Here is a 26,713-nt window from a genome sequence, read left to right as displayed (position 1 = left end):
ATAAGCTCGAAAGCCGGATAAACGGAACCGACAATCCTCCGGCTTTCGAGAACGATCATGGAATTCCTGCCGAGCCTGCCGACCCTTTTGGCCTTCACCGCCGCCGGTCTTCTTCTGTCAATCACGCCGGGGCCGGATATGACCCTGTCGATCAGCCGAGCCATCAGCCAGGGCCGCAAGACGGCGCTGCTTGTCGTGCTGGGCACGAATTTCGGCATCGTCTGCCATACGCTTCTGGTCGCCTTCGGCATCTCGGCGCTGATCACCGCCTCACCGACCGCCTTCTTCATCCTGAAGACCGGTGGCGCCGCCTATCTTCTGTGGCTGGCCATCCAGGCGATCCGTTTCGGCTCCAGCCTCTCGGTCGAAAAGGTCGACCGGCCGGAAAGCAGCGCCCTCGCCAGCATTTCACTCGGCTTCTGGGTTAACATCCTGAACCCCAAGGTCATCATCTTCTTCATGACCTTCCTGCCGCAATTCGTCTCGGCCCACGACCCGCATGTCACCGGCAAGCTGATCTTCTTCGGGCTTTATTTCATCCTCATCGGAATGCCGATCAACGTCATGGTCGTGCTGGCAGCTGACAGGCTTTCCGCCTGGCTTCAGGCCAACCCGAAAGTTTTGCGGGGCATCGACTACACCTTTGCCGGCGTCTTCTCGATCTTTGCGGCAAAAATCTTCTTCACCCAGGCGCGTTGACCGACAAAGCGCTGATCGGCATCAGCCGATCAGCAATGCATCGTCGTCCAGCGTTTCGCCGCGCATCTTGCGGAACATGGCGATCAAGTCCTCGACCTGCAGATCCTTGCGGCTGTCGCCGCTGACATCGAGAATGATCTCGCCGCCATGCAGCATGATCGTGCGATGGCCGAAATCCAGCGCCTGACGCATGGAATGCGTCACCATCAGCGTCGTCAGCTTGCGCTCCGACACGACGCGCTGAGTGAGTTTCATGATGAATTCCGCCATGCCCGGATCGAGCGCGGCCGTATGCTCGTCGAGCAGCAGCACATCCGAACCCGCCATCGTCGCCATGACCAGCGACACCGCCTGGCGCTGACCGCCGGAGAGAAGATCCATGCGGTCCTTCATCCGGTTTTCAAGCCCTAGATTGAGTTCGGCAATCCGCTCGCGGAAAATCTCCCGACGGCGCGGGCCAAGTGCCGAGCGCAGGCCGCGGCGCTCGCCACGGCGGGTAGCAAGCGCAAGATTCTCCTCGATCGACAGAGACCCACAGCTTCCCGCCAGCGGATCCTGGAACACACGAGCGACGAGACCGGCACGGGCGGATGTCGACTTGCGCGTCACATCGGTACTGCCGATCATCACCTTGCCTTCATTCGCCAACACGTCGCCGGCGAGAACACCGAGAAGGGTCGATTTGCCGGCACCGTTCGAGCCGATGACGGTGACGAAGGAACCTTCCTCGATCGTCAGGTTGACGCCCTTGAGCGCCTCCTTCTGCAGCGGCGTACCCTTGCCGAAGGTGACGTGGATATTGCTGAGATCGATCATGACGAAGCTCCCCGGCGCAGGCGCGGCAGAACGAGCGCCACGGCCACCAGAACGGCGGTGACGAGATTGAGGTCGGAGGCCTTGAGGCCCAGCGCATCCGTCGACAGCGCCAGCTGAATGGCGATACGGTAAAGGATCGAGCCGACAACGCAGCCGATCAGCGCCAGCAGAATGCCGCGTGCGCCAAACAGCGTTTCGCCGATGATGACGGCTGCGAGACCGACAACGATGGTGCCGACACCGGAGGTGACATCGGCAAAACCGTTGGTCTGGGCAAACAGCGCGCCGCCAAGTGCGACTAGAGCGTTGGAAAGCGCAAGACCGAGATAGACCTGCCAGCTCGTATCGATGCCCTGTGCCCGCGACATGCGCGGATTGGCGCCGGTTGCGCGCATTGCAAGCCCCGCATCGCTTTCGAGAAAGCGCCAGACGGCAATCACCGCGATGACCACCAGCACGCCGACGAAAAGCGGACGCACATAGACTTCACGCAGGCCGAGGCCAAAGAACGGGCTCAACATCGTATCGGCATTGATCAGCGCCACATTCGGCTTTCCCATCACCCGCAGGTTGACGGAGAAAAGCGCGATCATCGTCAGGATCGAGGCAAGCAGGTTGAGAATGCGGAAGCGCACGTTGAGAAACGCCGTCACCGTGCCGGCGGCGGCACCGGCAACCATGGCGGCTGCGGCTGCAAGCCATGGATTGATGCCGACCGTAATCAGCACGGCCGCAACGGCAGCACCCAGCGGAAACGATCCATCGACCGTGAGATCGGGAAAATCGAGCACTCGGAAGGCAAGAAATACACCGATGGCAACAAAGGCGAAAACCAGCCCGAGTTCCACTGCGCCCCAGAAGGCGATCTGACTAAGCACCTTGTCGTGCTCCCCTTATTGTCCGTCGCGTCTCGCGCCGGTTGGTCGTCGGTCACACCGGATGATTGTGACATCACCCGGTGCGTCGGTAACAGTGATTTATTCGACCGTGCGCGTGGCGCGCGAAACGATGGCCTCGGGCAACGTCACACCCATGCGGGTGGCGGCGCCCTTGTTGATGACGAGATCGGTGCCCGCAGCAACAGTGACCGCGATATCGCCGGGAGCCTCACCCTTGAGGATACGGGCAACGATCGCACCGGTCTGCTTGCCCACGTCGAAATAGTTGAAGCCGAGGGCGGCAACCGCACCGCGATCGACCGAACCGGTATCGGCGGCATAAAGCGGGATCTTGGCTTCCTCGGCAACGCCGACGGCTGCTTCGAATGCGGAAACGATCGTGTTGTCGGTCGGGATGTAGAAAACATCGGCACGGCCGACGAGACCGCGGGCAGCACCCTGTACTTCGGCCGACTTGGTCGCAACCGACTCGACAACCGTCATGCCGTTCTTCGCGGCCTCTTCCTTCAGCGCGGCGAGGATCGAAACGGAATTGGTTTCAGCCGTGTTGTAGAGGAAACCGATCGACTTCGCATTCGGCGAGATTTCCTTGATCAGCTTGATATGTTCGGCAACCGGCGACATGTCCGAAAGGCCGGTCACGTTACGGCCGGGCTTCGCCATATCCTTGACCAGCTGGGCGCCGACCGGATCGGAAACGGCGGTGAACACGACCGGGATGTCGCGGGTAGCGGAAACGACGGCCTGGGCCGAAGGCGTGGAGATCGGCACGATGACGCTCGGCTCCTCACCGACGAACTGGCGGGCGATCTGTGCGGCCGTACCCGGATTGCCCTGCGCGGACTCATAGATGAATTTCAGGTTCTCACCATCCTTGTAGCCTGCATCGGCCAAGGCTTCCTTCACACCGTCGCGAACCGCGTCGAGTGCGGGATGTTCAACAATGGCCGTCACGGCCACGCTGACGTCTGCCGCCTTGACGGGCATGGCAAGAGCCGTGGCTGCAGCGAGGGCGAGAATGAAAGCGCGCATAGGTTTCCTCCGGGCGATTTTTTAGCTTTCGGGTTTCTTATGGAGCCGAGCATCCGAAATCAACAACGACATGCTCACAGCCCACAAACCGCGACACAGGGACACCTGCTTTGGCTAGACCTGCAACAATTGCATCACAGCTAGTGCCGAACACCCCTTGCAGGAAAAGTAATTTTGATACAAATAATTTGAATGCAAAGAGATTTGAACGATCCCAAAGCCGTGTTCGGCGGCGCCGTTGTCGTATTCGCCCGAAGGTGGCGAATGTTTATCGATGAGAAGCTGGCCGAGAGCGGCCTGACCGACGCCAGCTGGACGCCGCTGATATATCTGCACCGTCTGGGTGACGGCATGCTGCAGAAAGAACTGGCCGCCGCCTCCGGCCTCGACGAGTCCAGCCTTGTGCGGCTGATCGATATCCTGTCGAAACGCGGCCTTCTCGAGCGCCGGATCGATCCGGACGATCGCCGCGCCCGCAGGCTTTTTCTGACCGACCAAGGCAGGAAGACGGCTTTCGCCATACGCGAACAGCTCGTCACCCTGGAGAAGGAGTTACTGGCGGATTTCAGCGACACAGACATCGCCGCCGTTCTGCGCGTCTGTGAGCGCGTAGAAGATAGGATCGAAGAGGCGAAAGCCGAGATGAAGACGCGATCATGAAAGCAGTGACTACGATCTTCGATATTGACCCGGCCCGGCTGCGTTTCACCGCCCGCACCGCCATCGCAGCGTGCCTGGCGCTTGCCATCGGCACCCTGATCGGACTTGATCACCCGCAATGGGCAGCGATGACCGTCTGGATCACCGCCCTGCCGACGCGCGGCCAACGGCTTGAGCGAAGCTTTGCCCGTGTTCTCGGCACGATCGTGGGGGCGTTGGCCGGAGTTGGTCTCATGGTCCTGACGGGAAACGATCCGCTCGGCATCATCATCGGCCTTACAATCTGGCTCGGCCTGTGCGCTGGCACCGGAAACCTGCTTACAGGTCCGGCCTCCTATACCAGTCTTCTGACCGGATATTCCGCCGCAATGGTTGCGCTCCTTGGTTACGGCCATGACACGTCCATCTGGATGCTGGCGATCGACCGCATGGCAACGGCCTGTCTCGGCGCCGCCGTCGGCACGATCGTCGCTCTAGTCTTTTCTCCGAAACCACAGTCTGTCGATCTATCCAGGCGCGTGAAAACCATCATGCAGATCTGCCTCGACCATGTGGCGACCGGTGAAGGCGATGGAAACGAACGTTCGCGGCTCATCCTCGAGATAGCCGCACTGGACGAAAGCCTCGACATAGTCTCGGCCGGTTCACTCGGCACCCGCCGGAAGGCCCGCGATATCCGCAGTCTTCTTTCTGCTTTGAGCGAACTGCTGCTCGACACCCGGTCACCGCGCGAGGAGGATGCGGGCGAACCGCTGGCGGCAAATGGAGATCAGGATGATCTCTCCAAACGCCTGCGCGAAATGGCTGCGAATCTTGAAACCGATTTTCCGCATCGCGCCGCCCACCTCAGAGCCATGATCCCGCTCTGGCAGCGAGCGAACAGGACCGCAGCCGCGATCGGCCCGGTATCGGAACGCCCCGTGCCGCAGCATCGCGACTGGATCGGCGCACGTTATGCGGCATTGAGATCGATGAGCGCTGTCGCGACCACCGGCCTTGTATGGATAGCAACCGGCTGGCAGCTAGGCCCTTACATGGTCATGGGCGCAGCCATCATGACCTCGGTCTTTTCGACTTTTCCGAATCCCGGGCTTCAGATGCGCTGGGTGGTCGCAGGCGCAGCAGGTGGTGTCTGCGCAGCAGTTCTGTCCCATCTCGTCATCATGCCGATGGCCGGTAGCGTTATGGAGGCAGCCCTGCTCATCATGCCCTTCACACTTGTCGGGATGTTGCCGATGGCGCATCGCCGCGTCGGACTGGCGGGCATGGACTATAATCTCATCTACCTGCTGATGATGAACCCCCACGTGCCGGCGAACCCCGAGCCTGGCCATGTGCTTCTGCAGGCCTTCGGCGTCATGCTCGGCCCCGTCACGGCCTATCTGGCCTTTGTCGCCTTGCCCATGGATACAGGTAAGCGGCTGGATTTTGTCATAAGGCTGATGGTGCATGAGCTGACCTCGATGGCGAAGGGCGCATTCGACAAGCCGGAACGCTACCGGCATTGGCGCATGCGCATCTATCATCGCCTCGTCATGCTGGTTCGCTGGAGCGAGAAGAGCGGGAGTGGCGGAGGTTTTGCCATAAGCGGCGGTATGGGTGCATTGCAGCTCGGAAACAGCCTCTATGCGATCCGCTGCATGATGACCGAAAGCATGATCGACGCGCAGTCGAAACGGGCGCTTCGCGCGACGTTATTGAGCATTGCTCATCTGTCCCGCAAACCCGAAAGGGTCGTACATGCCTTCACAAAGGCAGCAGAAAAACTGCAGGCGACATATCCGCAGGACGCCGCCCGGCTGACCGAGACGGCCGCTCTCGTCGCGGCCAATCAGGATTTCTTTCGCCGGGCCGGCTGAGCCAAAAAGGCTCAGTCGTCGTCTTCGCCGTGACCGGCGATCATCATCGCTTCGAAGGCAAGACGCTCGGTCTTGCGCATGCGCTCCGATTCCGACTTCAGCTGGCCGCAAGCCGCCAAAATATCGCGGCCGCGCGGCGTGCGGATCGGCGAAGCGTAACCGGCCTGATTGATGAAATCGGCAAACTTCTCGATCGTCGCCCAGTCGGAGCACTGATAGTTCGTGCCCGGCCACGGGTTAAACGGAATGAGGTTGATCTTCGCCGGAATGCCCTTGAGCAGCTGAACCATCAGCTTGGCGTCTTCCAGGCTGTCGTTGACGTCCTTCAGCATCACATATTCGAAAGTGATGCGGCGGGCATTCGACAGGCTCGGATAGGCCCGGCAGGCGTCGAGCAGTTCCTTCAGCGGATATTTCTTGTTGATCGGCACCAGCATGTCGCGCAACTCGTCGCGCACCGCATGCAGCGAGATTGCCAGCATCACGCCGATCTCTTCGCCGGTCCGGTAGATTTCCGGAACGACACCTGAAGTGGACAGGGTGACGCGACGCTTGGAAAGCGACAGGCCGTCGCCATCGGTGGCGATCAGAAGTGCTGTCTTGACGCTGTCGAAATTGTAGAGCGGCTCGCCCATGCCCATCATCACGATATTGGTGACCTTGCGGTCGCCGGTCGGCACGAAAGCGCCGGGCGGCGTGTCCGCACCCGGAAAATCGCCCAGACGGTCGCGGGCAAGCAGAAGCTGCGACAGGATTTCCTCTGCCGTCAGGTTGCGCACCAATTTCTGCGTGCCGGTGTGACAGAAGGAACAGGTCAGCGTGCAGCCGACCTGGCTGGAAATGCACAGCGTGCCGCGACCTTCTTCCGGAATATAGACGGTCTCGATCTCGACCGGACGGCCGGCGCCGCGCGACGGGAAACGCAGCAGCCACTTGCGGGTGCCGTCATTGGAGATCTGCTCCTCGACGATTTCCGGCCGCGCAATGGTGAAATGCTCCTTCAGCATCTCGCGCATGTCCTTGGCGACATTGGTCATCGCGTCGAAATCGGAAACGCCGCGGATATAAAGCCAGTGCCACAGCTGGTTGACGCGCATGCGCAGCTGCTTTTCCGGCACGCCCTTTTCATGCAGGGCTTTTGCCATCTGCGGCCGCGTCAGGCCGATCAGCGACGGCTTGGACGTGAAAAGATCCGGATTGGCAACCAGCGGCTTCTTGGCGATGGCACCGGGGGCAATGGCCTCTGTGACTGACATATTCTATCCCGTTCGAGCACATGCACATCGCCACCGCGCGATCGGCGGAGGGCTTGGGCATGTCTGTGCGTGAAACCTGTATCGGTCGCGGCAACATTCGGCCCGACCATGTTGGCGCGGGCTTTAGCATCAAAATAGGTCCGCGTCACCCTGTCTTCAACAAACACGAAAGGCCGGTCAGATGACCGGCCTCCGCTTAAATCGACGACGTATCGCTTACTTGCAGGTTTCGATCTGCTTCAGTGCAGCCGAAATGCCCTGCAGAGAATAGGCGTAATTGGTCTTCGTGCCACGGCCCGAAACGGCGCTGACGCTCATGTTATGACCGGTCTTCATGGCATTGACGAGTGCCGGCTCTTCGGCCGCATTCTCGACCCAGGCAGCCTTTTCCTTGGTGAACATGGTAAAGTTCTTGCCATCGATGGTGACAGTCACCTTAGAATTGGCCTGCAGCGGATAACCTACCATTGCCTGCGGTTCATAGGAGACGCTCTGGCCCGGACGTTGCGACACGATGAAGAAAATGTCGCCGTGATCGACGCTAGCAGGTTCCTTGGTGGTCGGAACAGAAAGGACATAGCAGACCGTGCTGTTGCCGGACTTGTACGAATAGGCACCCCATGCCTTGAATTGCTGGATGCGGGTCGGCGTCTGAGCCGAGGCGATGCCTGCGCTTACGAAGGTAAGAGCAAGGGCGAGTGCGACTGTGCGTGCGGACATGGTTTCCTGCCGAGTTTTGTTATACGTGACGCTTCAACGGTAAGGGCGGGTGAAGCGGGCCATGATCTGGTTCATTTTGACTTAATTCTGGTTACCAATCCGTCAACATTGGAATTGGTTGCGCGCTCGCTGTAATGTGCTGTCAATGACACAAGGAATAGGGCAACAGTTTGTCCTCTTCCAAACTCCCGCAATGACATTAGTATGGCCGCATAGATGCGAATCTAGGCTTTGAAAGAATTGCGTAGTTTGGATGCAGGGTAACGATCGGGACTACTTTGCGCGCTTGACCAGGGCTGTCGCCGTGGAGCGTGACCAGGCAGCCTTTGGGGTGCTCTTCGATCATTTTGCCCCGCGGCTCAAATCCTGGCTGATGAGCCAGCGGATTCCCGTCGATGAAGCGGAAGAGCTTGTCCAGGAAGTGATGACCGTACTCTGGCATCGTGCTTCTCTCTACGATCCGCAAAAATCCTCGCTTTCTACCTGGCTGTACCGCATCGCGCGCAATCGCCGCCTGGATGCGCAGCGGCGCGCCAAGGGCAAGGATGCGCTCGGTGATGCGCAGTGGCAGATGATGGATATGCAAGCGACCGACTCTCTTGTTGAAGGCGAGGAGCGAGACGCGAGGGTTCGCCATGCGCTAAGCCTGATTCCAGGCGAGCAGATGGAATTGGTCAAAGCAGCCTTTTTCCTTGGCCAGACACATTCGGAGATTGCCGAAGCGACCGGACTGCCCTTGGGCACAGTAAAATCCCGCATCCGGCTTGCCTTTCAGCACTTGCGCCGCGCGCTTGAAGATCCGGTCGCGCCATAATAGGTGCGTTCAGGCTGGAGCTTTTCCGATGTCGGGATTATCGGCCAGCATCTCGTCCGCCGCATCATAATGCCGGTCGGCGATATGGCCCTGGATCATCCTCAGCGCCGCCGCCAGCACCGCCACATCGTCGGTAAAACCCACCATGACAAACATATCGGGGATAAGATCGACAGGCATGACGAAATAGGCAAGCGCAGCGAGAAGCACACCACGGACCCTGGTCGGCGTTTTCGGATCAATTGCGCAATAATAGGCGGCAACCAGATCACGGCTGAACGGCACAAACTTCACGGCGCGTTTAAGTGTCGGCCAGAATTTTGCGCGCACCTTTTTTTCACGGCGATCCTGCGTCTCGTCGTCGCCGGGCAGAAGAATTTCACCGATCTTCACGTCGTCCATGAGCGCTCCGTTGGAGACCTTCATCGATTTAACAAGTCCCATATGGGCATCGACAATGGTCTTTCAAAGGCGGCAGCCTTTAAAGGCGACGCGCCCAAGCCTCGTCCATCGAGGAAGCAAGCCGGAAGTCACGGTCGGTCAGCTGTTTCTTTGCATGCGTGGTGAGCTTCACCTCAACGCGGGAATAGCTGTTGCTCCAGTCCGGATGATGATCGAATTTTTCCGCAGCCAATGCACATTCGGTCATGAAACCGAACGCCTCGGCAAAAGATCGGAATTTGAAACATTTGCGTATAGAAAGACCATCCGCCGAAAGCTCCCAGCCTTCAAGCTTGGCCAACTCCCGACTGACCTCGTCCGGTTCCAGCAATTCGTAACTCATGGGCGCAACGCCCTTTCAGAAACAGCGTCTCTCAGAAATAGCTCTTCGCCGTTTCCGCGTCAGCATATTCATGGGCGTAACTGTCATCTCTCAAGGAAAAGATTTCTTCGGTAACGTAAGGCCCGCCGCCGACCGACTCCTTTGATGACAGAAGTACGAATCGTGACACTTTGAAGGGTACAGTCTGGAAATTGCCCCGACCCGAGAGGTAGTGCACCACGTCGTCAAGACGGCAGTGCTTCAATCTTGCAAGTGTCACATGCGGCATGAACTTGCGGGGATCCGGCGGCAGTGCGATCCGCTGGCAGATCCGCTCGATTTCCGCCTGCAGCGCCAGCATGTCGGGAGAAATTGAGACACCGGCCCAGATGGAATGCGGCTTCTTCGATCCGAAAGAGCCGATACCTGTCAGTTGCGCCTGGAATTCGGGCCGGTCGATCCTGTCCAGCCGATCGACGATCTCGTCGGCGGTACGGTTATCGACATCGCCGATGAAGCGCAGGGTGATATGGTAATTCTCGACGTCGATCCATCGCGCGCCCGGTATTCCTCCACGAAGAAGGGACAGGCTCAAGGCAACATGGCGCGGGACTTCGAGGGCGGTGAAAAGTCTCGGCATACGCAGAACCTCCTCGAATCTCTTGCAGATATCAATAGCGGAACACGCAATCTCGTTCCGTGCAAGTTGTTATTTTGTGGCCGAACCGATCTCCCCTAGAAATGCTTCCACCATGGGGAGAGTGCGTTCGACCATCACGGCAATGCCTTTGGCGTTGGGATGCATCCCGTCTTCGATCTGCATTCCCGGCACCGTCGTCACCCCGTCGAGAAAGAAGGGATAGAGCGGAACTGCATATTTATCGGCTAGCCGCTTGTAGATCGGATTGAATTTTTCCGCATAGTCGCCCCCCATATTCGGCGGCGCGAGAATGCCTGCGAGCAGCACGGGGATGCCTCGCTCCTTCAGCCGCGCCAGCATGGCATCCAGGTTCTTTTCGGACTGTTCTGGCGCGATGCCGCGCAGCGCGTCATTGGCGCCGAGTTCGAGAATGACACCATCGGTACCATCCGGAACCGACCAGTCGATGCGCGAAAGCCCGGCCGAGGTCGTATCACCGGAAACACCGGCATTGGTAATGACCACCTTATGCCCCTTGGCCTTCAGCGCGGCCTCCAGCTGGGCCGTGTAGGATTCCGACGGTGCGAGCTGATATCCGGCCATCAGGCTGTCGCCAAAGCCGACCAGATTGATCACCTTCTCCTGCGCGTTTGCCGAACCTGAGCCGGCAAAGAGAGCAACCATGACGATGAAGTGAAGAAGGCTTGCTTTAAAACTCAACTCACGTCTCCTAAATTTCCACGACGACCGCGCTGCAGCAAACGCCCGGCACACTATGGATATAGGGTTATTCGCTTTGACTGAAACCGTTATCGATCTCAAAAATGCCGACCTGACCCTCGGAAGCGCCGCAGCCTCCGTCCATGTGCTGAAAGGTATCAACCTGACGATCAATACCGGCGAAGCCGTCGGCATCATCGGCCCGTCCGGCTCCGGCAAGTCGACACTTCTCATGGTTCTGGCCGGGCTGGAGCGGTTGGACAGCGGCGAGATCTTCATCAAGGGCGAACCGCTTCACAGTTTTTCCGAGGATGTGCTGGCCGAATTCCGCGGGCGCAATATCGGCATCGTTTTCCAGTCCTTCCATCTGATCGCCAACATGACGGCGCTGGAAAACGTCGCAGTGCCGCTGGAGCTCGCCGGCGTTTCCGACGCATTCGATATCGCAAAACGCGAACTGACGGCAGTCGGGCTGGGCGAAAGGCTCAGCCACTATCCGGGCCAACTTTCCGGTGGCGAACAGCAGCGCGTGGCGATCGCCCGTGCACTCGCCCCCTCACCGGCCCTCCTGATCGCAGACGAGCCGACCGGCAATCTCGACACTGAAACAGGAAAGCAGATCGCCGATCTTTTGTTTTCAAAACAGGCCGAGCGCGGCATGACGCTGCTTCTTGTCACCCACGACAACAGTCTTGCGGCCCGCTGCTCGCGCCAGATCCGCGTAAGATCCGGCGAAATCGTCGAGGATAGCGCTGCCCGCACCGTCGGTCAGGCGGTGTCGGCATGAGTGCGGTACTCGCCCGCATCTCCATCGCCTTCCGTCTGGCGCTGCGCGAAATGCGCGGTGGTCTCGGCGGCTTCTACATCTTCCTGGCCTGTATCGCACTTGGAACAGGAGCGATCGCGACCGTGAATTCCGTCTCGACGGCAATCACGGGTGCAATTGCCAATCAGGGCCAGGCGCTGCTTGCCGGCGATATCCGCTTCGAACTCAACAATCGCGAGGCGAGCGAAAAGGAACAAGCGTTCCTGAACAGCCTTGGTCAAGTCAGCGTCTCGACCGGCCTGCGCTCGATGGCGCGTAAACCGGACGGTTCCGCCCAGGCGCTGGTCGAGGTCAAGGGTGTCGATGGCGCTTACCCGCTCTACGGGCAGATGCAGACCGATCCGCAGCAGCCGATCGATCAGCTTGTGGCACAACAGGGCAATGCCTTTGGCGCCGTCGCCGCACCGTTGCTTCTCGACCGCATGGGCCTCTCCGTCGGCGACGAGATACTTCTTGGAAACACCCGCCTCGTCCTCAAGGGCACGATCGCCAGTGAACCCGACGCACTGTCCGATGGTTTCGGTTTTGCCCCGCGCCTGATGATCAGCCGCGATGCCCTGGCTGCGTCCGGGCTGATTACCATCGGCAGCCTCGTCGAGCATTCCTACAAGATCCGCCTCGAAAATCCCTCGACCCGGGCTTCGATCGTCACTCGTGCGAACCGCGATTTCCCCGATGCCGGCTGGTCGGTGCGCACAAGCGACCGCGCGGCCCCTTCGCTTGCCGAAAACATCGACCGTTTTTCGCAATTCCTCACGCTTGTCGGCCTGACCGCTCTCATCGTCGGCGGCGTCGGCATCGCCAATGCGGTCCGCGCTTTCCTTGATGCCAAGCGGACGACCATCGCGACATTCAAATGCCTCGGCGCTCCGGCCTCGGTGGTAACGATGATCTATCTTTTCCAGATCATGCTTCTGGCCGCGATCGGAATCGTCATCGGCCTCGTGATCGGCGCGGTCGCGCCCTTCATCGCCTTCCGTTATCTCGAAGGTGTCCTGCCGGTTCCCGAACAGGCAACCATTTATGGCAGCGCACTGGCAATCGCCGCCGCCTTCGGCCTTCTCGTCACATTCGCCTTCTCCATCCTGCCGCTAGGCCATGCACGGGAAGTCCCGGCAACGGCGCTTTTCCGCGAACAGGGTTTCGAGGCGAGACGCCTGCCGTCGTGGCCCTACCTTCTCGCAGCCGGTGCGGCTTTGGCAGCGCTCGCCGCACTCGCCATCTTCTGGGCCGACGACCGGCGCATCGCCTCCGTCTTCCTTGTCGCGGTTGCCGGTGCCTTCCTTCTGCTGCGAGTGGTCGCCGCCGGCATTGCGGCGCTTGCCCGCCGGAGCCCGCGAGTAAACTCGCCCGCCCTCCGCCTCGCGATCGGCAACATTCACCGCCCCGGCGCACTGACGCCATCGGTCGTATTGTCGCTCGGCCTCGGTCTCGCGCTGCTCGTGACATTGGCGCTGATCGACGGCAACATGCGCAACCAGCTGACCGGGCGCATCACCCAAGGAGCGCCGAATTTCTTCTTCGTCGACGTTCAGAGCGCCGAAGTCGACGGCTTCCGGCAGCTGTTGAAGACGCAAGCTCCTGAGGGCAAAGTCTTCGAGGTGCCGATGCTGCGCGGGCGCATTCTCGCATTCAATGGCAAGGACGTCAGCCAGATGAACGTCCCACCGGAAGGCCGCTGGGTTCTGCGCGGCGACCGCGGTATTACCTACGCCAAGAACAAGCCGGAAAGCTCGACGCTAACCGCCGGCGAATGGTGGCCAGAAGATTACGACGGCGAACCGCTCGTCTCTTTTTCTGCCGAAGAAGCGGGCGAACTGGGCCTGAAGCTCGGCGATACGGTTACCGTCAACGTGCTCGGCCGCAATATCACCGCGAAAATCGCCAGCTTCCGCAATGTCGAGTGGGAATCGCTGTCGATCAATTTCGTCATGGTGTTTTCGCCCAACACATTCCGCGGCGCGCCGCATGCCTGGCTGGCGACCCTGACGGAGCCTTCCGCTTCGGCAGCCAAGGAAGCCGAAATCCTGAGAACCGTGACCACGGCATATCCGACGATCACCAGCGTCAGGGTCAAGGATGCGATCGATCTCGTCGATCAGCTGGTCGGCCAGCTTGCGACCGCCATACGGGCGGCAGCGGCAGTCGCGCTCATCGCTTCGGTTCTGGTCCTGGCCGGTGCGCTCGCGGCCGGAAACCGGCCCCGCACCCATGATGCGGTCGTGCTGAAGACGCTTGGCGGCACTCGCAACATGCTGATGCGCGCCTTTGGTTACGAATACCTGATCCTCGGCACGGCGACCGCGGTCTTCGCTCTGCTTGCGGGCGGATTGTCCGCCTGGTTCGTGGTTGCCCGCATCATGCGCATGCCATCCTCTTTCCTGCCGGATGTAGCGGTACTCACGCTTGTGATCTCGCTGGTTCTGACGGTCGGTATCGGTCTGATTGGCACCTGGCGCATTCTCGGCCAGAAGGCGGCTCCGGTCTTGCGGGAACTCTAGGATCGTTCCGGCAAAAGCGGAAACCGGCCTTGTGTCCGGAGTTCTACGGAAACAAAGAGATAGGGCGGTTTCGCGGTTCGAAGAGACGTGAAATCGCCTCGATCACCCAGAGGTTGCAAAATGCTGGAAATATCCGTCGAATTCGCGCAATAATATCCCAGAGGTTGCTAAATTACACGCGCAGTTGATGTTTTCCGGCGGCGAACCCCTTGTATGTAAAGCGATCTCGCATCATATTCGCCTATAGGCTTGCTGGAGCTCCGCAGCGGCGCCTGGGTCATGTATTAGGGGGCCCGACACCGTAGTAATTTCGGAGCTTAAAGAGGAAACAATGGCTGACTTCAACAACTACCAGAACCGAATGGCGCAGTCTCGCGCTCAGTCGGGCGCGATGATCGACGAGGGCCTGCGCGCCTACATGCTTCGGGTCTATAACCTGATGGCACTCGGACTTGCGATCACCGGTGTTGCTGCATACGGCACCTATGCGTTCGCAGTCTCCAACCCGGCTGTCGCACAGGCGCTTTACGGCGGTCCGCTCAAGTGGGTGATCATGCTGGCTCCGCTGGCCATGGTCTTCTTCCTGAGCTTCCGCATCAACAAGATGAGCGTTCCGGCTGCGCAGATGACCTTCTGGGTCTATGCCGCACTGATGGGTCTCTCGCTGTCCTCGATCTTCCTGGTCTTCACCGGCCAGAGCATCGTTCAGACATTCTTCGTCACCGCCGCTTCGTTCGGCGCCCTGTCGCTCTACGGCTACACGACGAAGAAGAGCCTGTCCGGCCTCGGCTCGTTCCTGATCATGGGCCTGTTCGGCCTGATCATCGCGTCGATCGTCAACATCTTCCTGCAGTCGTCTGCAATGGGCTTCGCTATCTCCGCCATCGGCGTGCTGATCTTCGCTGGCCTGACCGCCTACGACACGCAGAAGATCAAGGAAATGTACTGGGACGGTCACGACTCCGCCACGACCGGCCGCATGGCCATCATGGGCGCACTGACCCTGTACCTCGACTTCATCAACCTCTTCACCTTCCTGCTTCAGTTCCTGGGCAACCGCAACGACTAAGCGGAAGAGTGATCGTTACGAAGAAGGCGGCTTTCGAGCCGCCTTTTTTGTTGCCTGGTTTTTCGAGCGAGCCTAGGCTGGACACAGTTCCAAACCAACATCCCGCTTGCTCCCCGCCATGACATTTTCCATTCGCAATGCCACTGCGGCCGACCTTCCGGCCATCACCGAGATCTATCGTGACAGCGTGCTTAACGGCACGGCAAGTTACGAAATCACTCCCCCCGACCTGACCGAGATGACCAGCCGCCAGGCGGGCATCATCGATAAGGGGTATCCCTATATCGCGGCGGATGCAGAGGACGGCAACTTGCTGGGCTATGCCTATGCCTCGGCATTTCGCACCCGCCCGGCCTATCGCTGGCTCGTCGAGGATTCGATCTACCTCGCACCAGAAGCCCGCGGCAAAGGCGTCGGAAAGGCTCTGCTGAAGGAATTGCTGATCCGCTGCGAAGCACTCGGTTTCCGCCAGATGGTGGCCGTCATCGGCGGTGCCAGCCCCGCTTCCGTTGCTGTCCACAAAAGCCTCGGTTTCGAGATGACCGGCACGCTGAAAGGCACCGGTTTCAAACATGGGAAATGGCTGGATACAGTCCTGATGCAAGTCGCGCTTGGTGAAGGCACGGATACCGACCCGGATCCGGCAGCCTATCCCGGAACGCTGTTTGTGGGCTGAATCGGCAGACCGGCAGCGCCGCGCTCTACCCTCATCCCTGTGCCTGTCACAGGAATGAGGGATTATCTGAGCACCTTGGGCATCCAATAGTCACTCGATCAGCTTCAACGCCTTGTCAAATACCTTGAGAACCTGCTGCAGCTCATGGCCGCGCTTTAAAATCAGGCCGTTCGTATTGATGACCGAATAGGCGCCCTGCTTGGCGGCCAGCTTCGGGTTCTTCTCGATACGGAAAAGGGGCATCTCGCCGGATCGTTTGAAAATCGAGAATATGGCGCGATCCTTCAGGTGGTCGATCGCATAATCCTTCCATTCTCCCTCTCCGACCATTCGGCCATAGATCCAGAGAATTGCGTCGAGTTCACGCCGGTGGAATGTCACCGGAACCGGATCGAGACTTTGCTTATATTCGCTGAGACTGACGACAACGGCCGCATCTTGAGGCCTCGCGCCCGCTGGCAAATCGGAATGATCGGCCATCAAAGCTCCAAATGTTACATGTCTTTGGCATGACAGTGTGCCCGACCCACGCAAAAATGCAAGCCGCCGCCCGGCAAACGCCGCCGACAGGTTCGGCCGACAGATTTTTTTCTCTGCCTAAATTCGGACAAAACAGCGCCAAAATCGGCATACATGTTGCGGCTGTTGGTTGGCGCGTTTAGCGCCATTGGCCCGGTCAGGTGCATTGACCCTTACCCCCAGCCCCCCAATGTTTCCGGGCCGGGCCATCCAACAACTTTCCAAGCTCATCGGAAAAAACGGCCGCCGGTTTCGCCCCAAGCGAGGACCGGGCGCGATTTCCTGTTTCGAAAAAAGGCAGAAATGCCTTCGGAAAAATATCCGGTCAGTCTTTCTTGCGGCCCGCCATCAGGACTGTCGCACCGATGATCGAGGCCGGCTCGCCGCCCGAACCGGATGTCTGCAGGAGAATGGCGCAGCCGTCCTTCTTGGTCTTGCCAAGCGCCTTGCCGGGCAGTTTCAGCGTCATCTTCTGGCCGTTCCACATACCGACCGACTGCACGTCGTAAACGGCATGCCAATATTCCATGTTCTTGCCGCTGTTTTCGCCCTTGGTAACATCGATCTGCTGGTGCTTGGTGAAATAGGCAACCACGACATCGGCCTGTCCCTGCCCTTCGCCGATTTCGATCTCGATCTCGTCACCGTGCATGGTGGCAGCGACGGGAACGGTCAGGCCCTTGCCGGCTTTCTGCAGATCATTGACCTTGCCATTGATGACCGTCTGATCGGTACCCTTCACATGCTCGCGGCCATTGATGATCGCCTGCGGCGTGTAGACACCGCTGCGCCCCATCGTCTTGGCATAACCATATTGCCGCTCGGTGTTTTCCTTGGAGGACAGCGTGTCGGTCCAGCCGAGATAGTTCCAGTAGTCCACATGATAGGAAAGCACCACGAGATCACCCTGGGCCACCAGCTGCGACAGCGTGTTGTCGGCCGGCGGACAGGAAGCACAGCCCTGCGAGGTGAAAAGCTCGACGACGCCCTTTGGCGACCGCACCTCTCCGGCCGATGCGATACTGCCAACGAGCAGGCTCGCAAGGACGATAACGGCACGCAAGGCAAACGGCATGGATGACGAACCTTTTGTCAGGGCAATCGCAAGAAGCGGTTGCCATCGGCAGGAAAGAACAAATCTCTGGGCTGGCGGAAAGTAACCATCCACAATTTCAAGAGAAAGTCACGATGGGGTGAGAACGGAGAATGTGATTAATCGTCGCCTTTTGGTTGTAAAACCAACTCGGGCAATACCGAGGGATTAGACGAGCTTCAGCAAACCCTGCGCGAGATAGACAGCACCGACGCCGGTTACGACCCAACGGGTCCAGGCGCGGAAATTTGCATCCGTCATCTTCTGCAGAATACCGTTTCCGGCACGTGCGCCGAGGATCGCAATCGGTGCCGCAATCAGCACGGCGATCGCATCCACAGTCGGCAACTGCGAGGCAGCATCCCAGTAGAAGGCGATCTTGGCGAGATGCGACAGCGTCTGGATCGACGCCTTGGTGGCGATGATCTTGCGGCGATCCATCTGCGTGCGGATGAAGAAGATATCGACCGTGGGCCCGGCAACGCCGACGCTGATCGTCATCGCGCCGGAGAGCAATCCGGCCAGGAATGCATGCGACGGTCGCGACGCATCGAGCTGCAGCCTGTTGACCGGCAACCAGACAAGGATCGGCATCAGGCCGACACCGATCAGCACCACGATCAGGCTTGGCGTGTAGTTCGTGAGGAACAGGATGACCGCGGACAGCGCCACGCCGGAGCACAGGATGGCGAGAATTTTCCAGTCGATATAGGCGCGGGAGAACCAGGCGCGTGAACCGTTGGACACCATCTGGATGACGCCCTGGATCGCGATTGCGGTACCGACCGGATAGAGGAAGAGCAGCACCCAGAGCAGGATCAACCCGCCGGCCATGCCGAAAATGCCGGAAAGCAGCGACGTCAGAAAAACGGTGACGGCCATTCCGATAAAGATGATGAGAGACACGCGGTAGGAACCTTGAGATGTGAAGAGAGAGCGAAAACGCCCTCCACCCTCACTCCTATGCTTGTTACAGAAATCCAGCGACCCGATGTCTATCAGGTCGGAAGATTCCTTTCAGCCCAAGGACTTGGGCTGGCTGGATTCCTGTGACAAGCACAGGAATGAGGGAGAATAGACGCCCTCGCGGGCAAAAGAACCACCCGCCGGACAATCCGGCGAGTGGCAGATATCAATATTAAGCGGCCAGATCCCGCAGAACCGTCTGCAGAATGCCGCCATTGTTCATGTAGATGACCTCATCGAGCGTATCGATGCGGCAGAGGATGTTGATTTCCTTCTCCGTGCCATCGCCATAGGTGATCTTTGCGACCTTCCACTCGCGTGGTTTGATATCGCCTTCCAGCCCCTCGATGGTAACGGTCTCGTCACCCTTGAGGTTGAGCGAAGCCCAGGTCGTGCCCTCTTCGAAGACGAAGGGAACGACGCCCATGCCGACTAGGTTCGAGCGATGGATGCGCTCGAAGGACTGCGCAATCACGGCCTTGACGCCGAGAAGGTTGGTGCCCTTGGCAGCCCAGTCACGCGACGAACCGTTGCCATATTCGACACCAGCGAAGATGACGAGTGGCGTGCCCTCTTCCTTGTACTTCATCGCCGCGTCGTAGATCGACATCTCTTCCTTCGACGGATAGTGGATGGTGTAGCCACCTTCCTTGCCGTTCGGGCCGAGCATGTGGTTGCGGATGCGGATATTGGCGAACGTGCCGCGCATCATCACTTCGTGATTGCCGCGACGCGTGCCGTACTGGTTGAAGTCGGCAACGGCAACGCCGTTTTCGGTGAGGTAAGCACCGGCCGGAGAGGACGCCTTGATCGAACCGGCCGGAGAAATGTGGTCGGTGGTGATCTTGTCGCCAAAGAGACCAAGCACGCGGGCGCCCTTGATATCCTTCAGGCCAGCGCCCTTCTTGCCCATGCCGACAAAGTAAGGCGGGTTCTGCACATAGGTCGACTTGTCGTCCCAGGCATAGGTCTCGCCATCCGGGATCTGCACCGCCTGCCAGTTTTCGTCGCCCTTGAACACGTCCGCATATTTGCTCTCGAACAGTTCACGGGTGACGTATTTCTGGATGAACTCCTGCACTTCGGCGGACGTCGGCCAGACATCCTTGAGGAAGACGGGCTGGCCATCGCTGCCAATGCCGAGCGGCTCCTTGGTCAGGTCCTTCTGCACCGTTCCGGCAAGCGCATAAGCGACGACCAGCGGCGGCGAAGCGAGGTAATTGGCCTGAACGTCCGGCGAGATACGGCCTTCGAAGTTGCGATTGCCCGAAAGTACGCCCGAAACGATCAGGCCCTTGTCGTTGATCGTCTTGGAGATCGGTGCCGGCAGCGGGCCGGAATTGCCGATGCAGGTCGTGCAACCGAAACCGACGAGGTTGAAGCCGAGCGCATCGAGTTCCTTCTGCAGACCCGACTTTGCCAGATATTCGCCAACGACCTGAGACCCAGGCGCAAGCGAAGTTTTCACCCACGGCGCGGTCTTCAAACCCTTGGCAACGGCGTTGCGGGCGAGAAGGCCGGCTGCGATCAGCACGCTCGGGTTCGATGTGTTGGTGCAGGACGTGATGGCAGCGATCGCCACGTCACCATGGCCGAGATCGAAATCCGTGCCTTCGACGGCATAACGGTTATCGAGCTGACCCGGCTTCTTGTAGTCGCTTTCCATCGAGCCGGCGAAACCGGACGCAATGTTTTCCAGCGGAATGCGACCTTCGGGACGTTTCGGGCCGGCCATGGACGGCACGACATCGCCGAGATCGAGTTCCAGCGTGTCGGTAAAGACAAGCTCGGAACCATCCGTATCACGCCACATGCCCTGCGCCTTGGAATAGGCTTCGACGAGCGCGATACGCTCCTTGGTGCGACCGGACATGTTGAGGTAGTTGACGGTTTCACTATCAACCGGGAAGAAGCCGCAGGTCGCACCATATTCCGGGCCCATATTGCCGATCGTGGCGCGGTCGGCGACCGGCATGTTGTCCATGCCCGGGCCGAAGAATTCGACGAATTTCGAAACCACGCCCTTCTTGCGCAGCATCTGCACGACGGTGAGCACCAGGTCGGTGGCGGTAACGCCTTCCTTCAGCTTGCCGGTCAGCTTGAAGCCGATGACTTCCGGCAGAAGCATGGAAACCGGCTGGCCGAGCATCGAGGCTTCCGCTTCGATACCGCCAACGCCCCAGCCGAGAACGCCGAGACCATTGATCATCGTCGTATGGCTGTCGGTGCCGACGCAGGTATCGGGATAGGCTGTGACTTCGCCGTCTTCCTCATTGGTCCAGACGGTCTGGCCGAGATATTCGAAATTCACCTGGTGGCAGATGCCGGTACCGGGCGGAACGACGCGAAAATTCTTGAACGCCTGCTGGCCCCATTTGAGAAAACGGTAACGCTCGCCGTTGCGCTGGTATTCCAGCTCGACATTGCGGGCAAAGGCGGTCGGCGTACCGAATTCGTCGACGATGACCGAGTGGTCGATGACGAGATCGACGGGAACGAGCGGGTTGATCTTTTCCGGATCGCCGCCGAGCGCCTTGATGCCGTCACGCATCGCGGCAAGGTCGACAACCGCTGGAACGCCGGTGAAGTCCTGCATCAGCACGCGAGCCGGGCGATAGGCGATTTCGGCTTCGGTCAGGCCCTTGTTGTTCAGCCATTCGGCGACCGAAAGGATCTGTTCCTTGGTGACCGACTGGCCATCTTCGAAACGCAGCAGGTTTTCGAGCAGCACCTTCATAGAGAAAGGCAGCTTGGAAACACCCGTAAGCCCGTTCGCTTCGGCCTTGGGCAGACTGTAATAAACGTAGTCCTTACCGCCTACGGTAAGGACGGAACGACATTGAAAGCTATCGATAGATTTGGTCACGGAAAATAACCCCGCTGATATCAAGAGCCAACACGCGCGTGCGGACGCCTATGCATAAGAAATGCACTATAGGATGCGGGTGCGGCCATTTCCGCTGTCCGCACGAGAAGATTTGTGGTCTTCAGGTCCGGCGACAGATGGAACTCACGCCGACCGCTGGCGTGGTTGCCATCTATATAGTTAGTTTCTAAGAAGCCTTCCAGACACTTTGTCGCAGCGTGCGAAAGATTTTTTTAGCGCTAGATGATTGAGAACTTAAACAAGGTTTCCGTGATGCGGCTGACGGCCGAAAACTTGAGCGCCAGACGCGGCGAAGACCTGATCTTCAAGGACGTTTCCTTCTGCCTCGAAGGCGGCCAAAGCCTTGTTCTCACGGGAAAAAACGGCTCTGGGAAGTCGACCCTGCTGCGCACCGTGGCCGGCCTGTTGCGGCCCGACGGCGGTCGGGTGATATGGGAGCAGGAAGGCGCCGAAGCCGGAATGCGCGCCGCCGAAGCCTGCCACTATCTCGGTCATCGCAATGCGATGAAGGCCGAGCTGACCGTCTCGGAGAACCTTTCCTTCTGGCGCGATTTCCTCGGTGATTTTAACGGAAATGCCGGCATAGGCATCGGTGAGGCGGCCGAAGCGGTCGGCCTCGGAGGCATCACCCACCTGCCTTTCGGCTATCTCTCCGCCGGCCAGCAGCGCCGCATGGCGTTTGCCAAACTGCTCGTCGCCTGGCGCCCGGTCTGGATCCTGGACGAGCCGACAGCCGCGCTGGATGTCAGCGCCGAGAGCGTGTTTACGGCGCTGATCAAGCAGCATCTGGCCTCTGGTGGCATCGTGCTTGCCGCCACGCACCAACCACTTGGATTGGAAAATGCGCAGGAATTGAGAATGACGGGCTTTGCCGGCGCGATGGAGGATATGTGGTGATGAACCTTCATTCTCGTCTCCCATCGACAGCCCCCCTCTGCCCTGCCGGGCATCTCCCCCACGAGGGGGGAGATCAGCTGGGGGCATGCTCCGCGCATCACATCAGCCTTTACGCACGGCACACATTTCTTGGAGAAGCGAAGGTCACGCCTCTTGTGATCTCCCCCTTTGTGGGGGAGATGGCCGGCAGGCCAGAGGGGGGTAACTCCACCCGCCAAGGCAGCAGTTCGGCCGGCACCACTACCCGCAAAGGCCGACTACAATGACCGCCCTCCTCCTTCGCGACCTGAAACTTTCGGTCCGTGCCGGCGGTGGCGCGCTGATCGGCGTCCTGTTTTTCATGACCGTTGTCGCCGTGATTCCCTTCGGCGTTGGGCCGGATCTCAACCTTCTATCCCGTATCGGCCCGGCCATCGTCTGGATCGGCGCACTTCTCTCCGCGCTCCTCGGCCTCGACCGCATGTTCCAGACCGACCGCGAGGACGGATCACTTGACCTGATCCTGATGCAGGAACACCCGCTGGCGCTGACCGTGCTGGTCAAGTGCCTCGCCCACTGGCTAGGCAACGGCCTGCCGCTGGTCATCGCCTCACCGCTTCTCGGCCTGTTCATGAACATGAGCGAAGCCGCCATCGGCGCGACCATGCTGACACTGCTGGTCGGCACACCGGCGCTGACCTTCATCGGCGCGGTGGGTGCTGCCGTGGCCGTCGCCCTTCCCCGTGGCGGCCTGCTGGTCTCGATCCTCGTCCTGCCACTGGCGATCCCAGTCCTGATCTTCGGCGTCAGCGCATCTTACGCAGCCGTTGAAGATCCTGCCCCCTTCATGCCGCCTTTTCTGATATTGGTGGCCATCACGATGTTTTTTGCGGTGATCGGTCCAATCGGCGCGGCGCTCGCTTTGCGAAACACGGCCGATTGATTAGAATTTCTCGAAAACGCACGACCCGGTTAGAAAGTCCCATGCCCGAAAGTCTCGCCATCACGAAAATCTCCGATCTGGCCAACCCGACGCGGTTCCTCGGCTTGGCGGCGCGTATCCTGCCCTTTATGGCCGGCATCACCGCGATCCTCTTTGCAATCGGGCTTTATCTCACCTTTGCCAGCAAAGGCGATTACCAGCAGGGCATGACGGTACGCATCATGTATGTGCATGTGCCGGCCGCCTGGCTGTCGATGATGTGTTATTCGGTCATGGCCATATCGGCGATCGGCACGCTCGTCTGGCGTCACCCCCTGGCGGATGTATCCCACAAGACTGCGGCTCCGATCGGCGCTGCATTCACCCTCATCGCACTTGCCACCGGATCGCTCTGGGGCAGGCCGATGTGGGGCACATGGTGGGTCTGGGATGCAAGGCTGACTTCGGTTTTCGTGCTGTTTTTGATGTATCTCGGCCTGATTGCGCTCAATCGCGCCATGGACGATCCAAGCCGTGCTGCCCGCGTTTCGGCCGTGCTGATCCTGATCGGCTTCGTCAACATCCCGATCATCAAGTTTTCGGTCGACTGGTGGAATACGCTGCATCAGCCTGCAAGCGTCATCCGCATGGGCGGCCCGACGATCGACAAGGAATTCCTCTGGCCGCTTTTGATCATGGCCATTGCCTTCACGCTTCTGTTCTTCACCCTGCACATTGCGGCAATGCGCAACGAGATCTGGCGTCGCCGTGTATCGGCCCAGCGCCGCATGGCCGCGCGCATGGCAGGCCGGACACTGGCGAAGGAGGCGTAAGATGACCCATACCTTCTACATCTCCGCATCCTACATCGTCGCCGCCATCGTCATCCTCTGTCTGATCGGCTGGGTCTGGCTCGATGGCCGCGCCCGCCAAAAGGAGCTGGCAGAACTGGAAGCCTCCGGCATTCGCCGCCGCTCCGCTCGCCCTGCCCCGACAGACGGAGCCTCGTCATGACATCCGGAACGGAAGACGCCAACCTCAAACCAAAGCGCAATCGCAGCCGTTACGCGCTGGCGCTGATCCCGCTTGCCGTCTTTTTGGGCTTTGCCGCGATCGCCGGAAAGATGCTCTACGACCAGGACGTCAACGGGCTCGACGTTTCCGCTATCCCGTCTGCGCTGATCGGCAAGACGGCGCCATCGCTTGCGTTGCCACCGCTGGAAGGTTCGAACACCGCAGCCCTGACGGATGCCGCCATCAAGGGCAAGCTGACCCTGGTCAACGTCTTCGCCTCATGGTGCGTGCCCTGCCGACAGGAACATCCCATCCTGAAGCAGCTTGCGAACGATAGCCGGCTTAACATCGTCGGCATCAACTACAAGGACCGCAACGACAACGCCCTGCGTTTCCTCGGCGAGCTTGGCAATCCCTACAAGGCAATCGGCGTCGACCCGAACGGCAAGGCGGCAATCGACTGGGGCGTTTACGGCATTCCGGAAAGCTATCTGGTCGGCCCGGACGGCACGATCCTCTACAAGAAGGTCGGCCCTTTCGATGAGCGCAGCCTGACGCAGCAACTCCTGCCAGCGATTGAAAAGGCATCGGGCGCAGCCAAGAGCTGAACTTTATCTTTAAGAAACGATCCTGAGCGGCGGCGGCCCCTCTGGCGGCCGTTGCCCTTCGGTCACGACCCTGTTGCGACCGGAATTCTTGGCCGTATAGAGACAGGCGTCCGCCCGCGCGAGGGCATCATGCACGGAATGATCTCCGGGTGCGGTGGTCGAAACACCGAAACTCGCTGTAATCGTCCCATCGACCCCATGGTCTTGCCAGCTCATGGCGGCAAACCCGAACCTCGCCTTTTCCACCATATCCGCCGCTTCCATTCGACCGATACCAGGCAGAAAACTGACGAACTCCTCGCCTCCGAAGCGAGCGATCGCGACACTTCTGAGGTTTGCCCTCAGAATCTGAGCAAACCCGATGATGACATGATCACCGGCCGCATGGCCGAAGCGATCATTGACCTGTTTGAAGTAATCAATATCCCCGACGATAACAGCACCTGCAGGAAATGCGCCTCCCTTCACCTCCGGCAGGGCCAGCTCGAAACCACGACGGTTGAGCAACCCGGTGAGAGGATCGCGGCACGCCGCATCACGATGGCCCATAACCACATCCGAGACGACCGACCCCAAAACAGCCAGCGCCATGATGAAGCCGACAATGCTCGCCGCCATCTGCATTAGGAAGGCATAGTCCGACGACAAGAACTGGTCGAGCGATTCAAAATTGCCGGCAGATGTGGAAAGCAGAAGAACCGTCACACGGACGGCAGTCTCCAGCACCACCATCGACGCCATGCCCACGAGCAAACGATCAATCGCCGATTTTGCAAATTGCCACACGGAAAAGATCGCAATGAGAAGCAGCACCGCCAGCGATGAATCGCCGATCGCAAGCTGCGATCTCAGATCTTCCTCGACGAGGATAAACCAGCAGACGGCCGCAAACGCCGTCAACGTGAAAAGCAGCCGCGGCAGCAACAATGTCGGGCGCCTGAACCTGACAAGCATGGCATGGCCATAGAGAAAAAATGCCGCGTAGAAGAACACGTTCGAGAGCACTGCCTGTGCAGGCAAAGGCAGTGCATAGGCAAGGATCGGAAAGGCAAAGCCGAGCGCCGCCGAGATGTGACCCAGCCCCCAGTAACGCGCTGAGCCATCGGACCATCGGTCGGCGATCAGAAAAATGCTGCCGAAAACCAGAAAAATGAACGGCAAGAGATAGGCGAAATTATCGGTCTGTTCCATCTGACCCTGCGCAGAAAGCCTTCATGCATCCTGTCGATTATGAAAAAGCCCTAGGCCCAGAACGTTAACAATTCAACGACAGCGGGGCTTCAAAAGATACCTCTGCACAGGTTCAACCGATGGCGCTCTGCCATGTCCTGACCGCATCTATCGGCCAGATCAACATCAGGACATTGAGCGTGAGGTTGTCACGGATCAGCCAGCCGGTGAAAAGCTCGAAGACGATTGCGACCGTGACGGTCAGCCAGACGGGCATGCGGGAGGCAAACAGAAACCCGAGCGTCATGAACACCGTGTCCATCGCCGAATTGAGGATGCTGTCGCCCGAATAACCGAGCGCCATCGTCGCATTGCGATAACGATCGATGATAAGAGGCGAGTTTTCCGCGATCTCCCATGCGGCCTCGATGAAAACCGCAAGCGCCAGCCGCTCGGACATCGAACGGCGACGCAGAAGAAACCAGCCGAAAGCATAAAACAGAAAGCCGTGAATGATATGCGACGGCGTGTACCAGTCAGCCAAATGCTGAGAGTTCCCCGGCGAATTTACGCCCGGCTCGAACAGCTTCACATATCCGCATTCGCAGATCGGCACGCGACCCATGAAATAGAGAATGGTGATCTGCAGAAGAAACAGGACGAGTGCCGCAATCAGCCAGCGTCGGGAGAAAACGTCGGTTTCCGGCG

The 26,713-nt window shown here is 59.3% G+C and carries 28 protein-coding genes; 13 read left to right on the top strand and 15 right to left on the bottom strand.

Translation table 11 applies throughout. The features are described 5' to 3' along the window. Window positions 1–57: 57 nt before the first annotated feature. Complete coding sequence (locus HNQ72_RS20345) at window positions 58–699, top strand: LysE family translocator (protein WP_183994755.1); 642 nt, start codon at window positions 58–60, stop codon at window positions 697–699. 21 nt (window positions 700–720) lie between these two features. Here the strand turns inward: HNQ72_RS20345 and HNQ72_RS20340 are convergent, their stop codons facing one another. From HNQ72_RS20340 to HNQ72_RS20330, 3 genes are all read right to left on the bottom strand, one after another. Then, entirely contained in the window at window positions 721–1,515 is a 795-nt protein-coding gene (locus tag HNQ72_RS20340; RefSeq protein WP_183994753.1) for an ABC transporter ATP-binding protein, read from the bottom strand. Next, on the bottom strand, window positions 1,512–2,393 hold the full coding sequence (locus HNQ72_RS20335) for an ABC transporter permease (RefSeq protein ID WP_183994751.1): 882 nt from the start codon (window positions 2,391–2,393) through the stop codon (window positions 1,512–1,514). The genes HNQ72_RS20340 and HNQ72_RS20335 overlap by 4 nt, the downstream gene beginning before the upstream one ends. A gap of 99 nt (window positions 2,394–2,492) precedes the next feature. Continuing rightward, on the bottom strand, window positions 2,493–3,446 hold the full coding sequence (locus HNQ72_RS20330; RefSeq protein WP_183994749.1) for an ABC transporter substrate-binding protein: 954 nt from the start codon (window positions 3,444–3,446) through the stop codon (window positions 2,493–2,495). 264 nt (window positions 3,447–3,710) lie between these two features. Here HNQ72_RS20330 and HNQ72_RS20325 point away from each other — a divergent pair, with 264 nt between their 5' ends. Together HNQ72_RS20325 and HNQ72_RS20320 are read left to right on the top strand one after the other, a co-directional pair. Beyond that, entirely contained in the window at window positions 3,711–4,106 is a 396-nt protein-coding gene (locus HNQ72_RS20325) for a MarR family winged helix-turn-helix transcriptional regulator (protein ID WP_244654435.1), read from the top strand. Continuing rightward, entirely contained in the window at window positions 4,103–5,965 is a 1,863-nt protein-coding gene (locus HNQ72_RS20320; protein ID WP_183994745.1) for an FUSC family protein, read from the top strand. The genes HNQ72_RS20325 and HNQ72_RS20320 overlap by 4 nt, the downstream gene beginning before the upstream one ends. A gap of 11 nt (window positions 5,966–5,976) precedes the next feature. Here the strand turns inward: HNQ72_RS20320 and rlmN are convergent, their stop codons facing one another. Then, a complete protein-coding gene (gene rlmN, locus HNQ72_RS20315) occupies window positions 5,977–7,221 on the bottom strand; it encodes a dual-specificity RNA methyltransferase RlmN (RefSeq protein WP_183994743.1) in 1,245 nt (414 codons plus the stop codon). Window positions 7,222–7,437: 216 nt separating this feature from the next. Beyond that, window positions 7,438–7,941: an invasion associated locus B family protein gene (locus tag HNQ72_RS20310; protein WP_183828488.1), complete on the bottom strand. Its 504-nt coding sequence runs from the start codon at window positions 7,939–7,941 to the stop codon at window positions 7,438–7,440. 253 nt (window positions 7,942–8,194) lie between these two features. Here HNQ72_RS20310 and HNQ72_RS20305 point away from each other — a divergent pair, with 253 nt between their 5' ends. After that, a complete protein-coding gene (locus tag HNQ72_RS20305) occupies window positions 8,195–8,755 on the top strand; it encodes a sigma-70 family RNA polymerase sigma factor (RefSeq protein WP_183994741.1) in 561 nt (186 codons plus the stop codon). A 9-nt stretch (window positions 8,756–8,764) separates the two neighbouring features. Here HNQ72_RS20305 and HNQ72_RS20300 read toward each other — a convergent pair whose 3' ends face one another. From HNQ72_RS20300 to HNQ72_RS20285, 4 genes are all read right to left on the bottom strand, one after another. Further along, window positions 8,765–9,157 carry a YkvA family protein gene (locus HNQ72_RS20300; protein ID WP_183995052.1) on the bottom strand — a complete coding sequence of 131 codons (393 nt, stop codon included), beginning with the start codon at window positions 9,155–9,157 and terminating at the stop codon, window positions 8,765–8,767. Between the two features lie 79 nt (window positions 9,158–9,236). Next, window positions 9,237–9,539 carry a 4a-hydroxytetrahydrobiopterin dehydratase gene (locus tag HNQ72_RS20295; protein WP_183994739.1) on the bottom strand — a complete coding sequence of 101 codons (303 nt, stop codon included), beginning with the start codon at window positions 9,537–9,539 and terminating at the stop codon, window positions 9,237–9,239. A gap of 31 nt (window positions 9,540–9,570) precedes the next feature. After that, entirely contained in the window at window positions 9,571–10,158 is a 588-nt protein-coding gene (gene thpR, locus HNQ72_RS20290) for an RNA 2',3'-cyclic phosphodiesterase (RefSeq protein ID WP_183994737.1), read from the bottom strand. Window positions 10,159–10,227: 69 nt separating this feature from the next. Continuing rightward, window positions 10,228–10,878, bottom strand: coding sequence for an arylesterase (locus tag HNQ72_RS20285; protein WP_183994735.1), 651 nt, complete (start codon window positions 10,876–10,878; stop codon window positions 10,228–10,230). Window positions 10,879–10,933: 55 nt separating this feature from the next. Between HNQ72_RS20285 and HNQ72_RS20280 the strand changes: the two genes are divergently transcribed. The 4 genes from HNQ72_RS20280 to HNQ72_RS20265 all read left to right on the top strand — a co-directional run bounded on the left by HNQ72_RS20280 (window position 10,934) and on the right by HNQ72_RS20265 (window position 15,950). Then, a complete protein-coding gene (locus HNQ72_RS20280) occupies window positions 10,934–11,665 on the top strand; it encodes an ABC transporter ATP-binding protein (protein ID WP_373289453.1) in 732 nt (243 codons plus the stop codon). Then, a complete protein-coding gene (locus tag HNQ72_RS20275; protein WP_183994731.1) occupies window positions 11,662–14,205 on the top strand; it encodes an ABC transporter permease in 2,544 nt (847 codons plus the stop codon). Before HNQ72_RS20280 ends, HNQ72_RS20275 begins: the two co-directional genes overlap by 4 nt. 331 nt (window positions 14,206–14,536) lie before the next feature. After that, window positions 14,537–15,274 (top strand): Bax inhibitor-1/YccA family protein, encoded by a 738-nt coding sequence (locus tag HNQ72_RS20270; RefSeq protein ID WP_183994729.1) that lies wholly within the window; start codon window positions 14,537–14,539, stop codon window positions 15,272–15,274. 118 nt (window positions 15,275–15,392) lie between these two features. Next, complete coding sequence (locus HNQ72_RS20265; protein ID WP_183994727.1) at window positions 15,393–15,950, top strand: GNAT family N-acetyltransferase; 558 nt, start codon at window positions 15,393–15,395, stop codon at window positions 15,948–15,950. Between the two features lie 90 nt (window positions 15,951–16,040). Here the strand turns inward: HNQ72_RS20265 and HNQ72_RS20260 are convergent, their stop codons facing one another. The 4 genes from HNQ72_RS20260 to acnA form a co-directional block, all read right to left on the bottom strand. Further along, a complete protein-coding gene (locus tag HNQ72_RS20260; RefSeq protein ID WP_183994725.1) occupies window positions 16,041–16,430 on the bottom strand; it encodes a DUF2794 domain-containing protein in 390 nt (129 codons plus the stop codon). A gap of 364 nt (window positions 16,431–16,794) precedes the next feature. Further along, a complete protein-coding gene (locus HNQ72_RS20255) occupies window positions 16,795–17,544 on the bottom strand; it encodes a DUF1223 domain-containing protein (RefSeq protein ID WP_183994723.1) in 750 nt (249 codons plus the stop codon). 186 nt (window positions 17,545–17,730) lie between these two features. After that, entirely contained in the window at window positions 17,731–18,468 is a 738-nt protein-coding gene (locus tag HNQ72_RS20250) for a sulfite exporter TauE/SafE family protein (protein ID WP_210334166.1), read from the bottom strand. A gap of 232 nt (window positions 18,469–18,700) precedes the next feature. Continuing rightward, on the bottom strand, window positions 18,701–21,394 hold the full coding sequence (gene acnA, locus HNQ72_RS20245; protein WP_183994720.1) for an aconitate hydratase AcnA: 2,694 nt from the start codon (window positions 21,392–21,394) through the stop codon (window positions 18,701–18,703). A gap of 273 nt (window positions 21,395–21,667) precedes the next feature. Between acnA and ccmA the strand changes: the two genes are divergently transcribed. The 5 genes from ccmA to HNQ72_RS20220 all read left to right on the top strand — a co-directional run bounded on the left by ccmA (window position 21,668) and on the right by HNQ72_RS20220 (window position 24,835). Next, window positions 21,668–22,312 carry a heme ABC exporter ATP-binding protein CcmA gene (gene ccmA / locus HNQ72_RS20240; protein WP_183995048.1) on the top strand — a complete coding sequence of 215 codons (645 nt, stop codon included), beginning with the start codon at window positions 21,668–21,670 and terminating at the stop codon, window positions 22,310–22,312. Between the two features lie 262 nt (window positions 22,313–22,574). Beyond that, the gene (gene ccmB, locus HNQ72_RS20235; RefSeq protein WP_183994718.1) at window positions 22,575–23,234 is read left to right on the top strand and encodes a heme exporter protein CcmB; all 660 of its coding nucleotides are present in this window, start codon (window positions 22,575–22,577) and stop codon (window positions 23,232–23,234) included. A 41-nt stretch (window positions 23,235–23,275) separates the two neighbouring features. Next, window positions 23,276–24,046 carry a heme ABC transporter permease gene (locus HNQ72_RS20230; protein WP_183994716.1) on the top strand — a complete coding sequence of 257 codons (771 nt, stop codon included), beginning with the start codon at window positions 23,276–23,278 and terminating at the stop codon, window positions 24,044–24,046. A 1-nt stretch (window position 24,047) separates the two neighbouring features. Beyond that, entirely contained in the window at window positions 24,048–24,227 is a 180-nt protein-coding gene (gene ccmD, locus HNQ72_RS20225; protein WP_183994715.1) for a heme exporter protein CcmD, read from the top strand. Further along, window positions 24,224–24,835, top strand: a complete 612-nt coding sequence (locus tag HNQ72_RS20220; RefSeq protein ID WP_183994713.1) for a DsbE family thiol:disulfide interchange protein — start codon at window positions 24,224–24,226, stop codon at window positions 24,833–24,835. The genes ccmD and HNQ72_RS20220 overlap by 4 nt, the downstream gene beginning before the upstream one ends. Before the next feature lie 9 nt (window positions 24,836–24,844). On the opposite strand, the gene HNQ72_RS20215 is transcribed toward HNQ72_RS20220, so the two are convergent. Both HNQ72_RS20215 and HNQ72_RS20210 read right to left on the bottom strand, forming a co-directional pair. Beyond that, window positions 24,845–26,026: a GGDEF domain-containing protein gene (locus tag HNQ72_RS20215; protein ID WP_183994711.1), complete on the bottom strand. Its 1,182-nt coding sequence runs from the start codon at window positions 26,024–26,026 to the stop codon at window positions 24,845–24,847. A 112-nt stretch (window positions 26,027–26,138) separates the two neighbouring features. Further along, window positions 26,139–26,681 carry a DUF2585 domain-containing protein gene (locus tag HNQ72_RS20210; protein WP_210319670.1) on the bottom strand — a complete coding sequence of 181 codons (543 nt, stop codon included), beginning with the start codon at window positions 26,679–26,681 and terminating at the stop codon, window positions 26,139–26,141. Window positions 26,682–26,713 lie beyond the last annotated feature (32 nt).

The sequence above is a fragment of the Aliirhizobium wenxiniae genome (assembly GCF_014201355.1).
GTDB classification, from domain to species: Bacteria; Pseudomonadota; Alphaproteobacteria; order Rhizobiales; family Rhizobiaceae; genus Neorhizobium; species Neorhizobium wenxiniae.
Note: the sequence above shows the minus strand (reverse complement) of the source record. Positions and strands in the feature narration are given on the sequence as shown.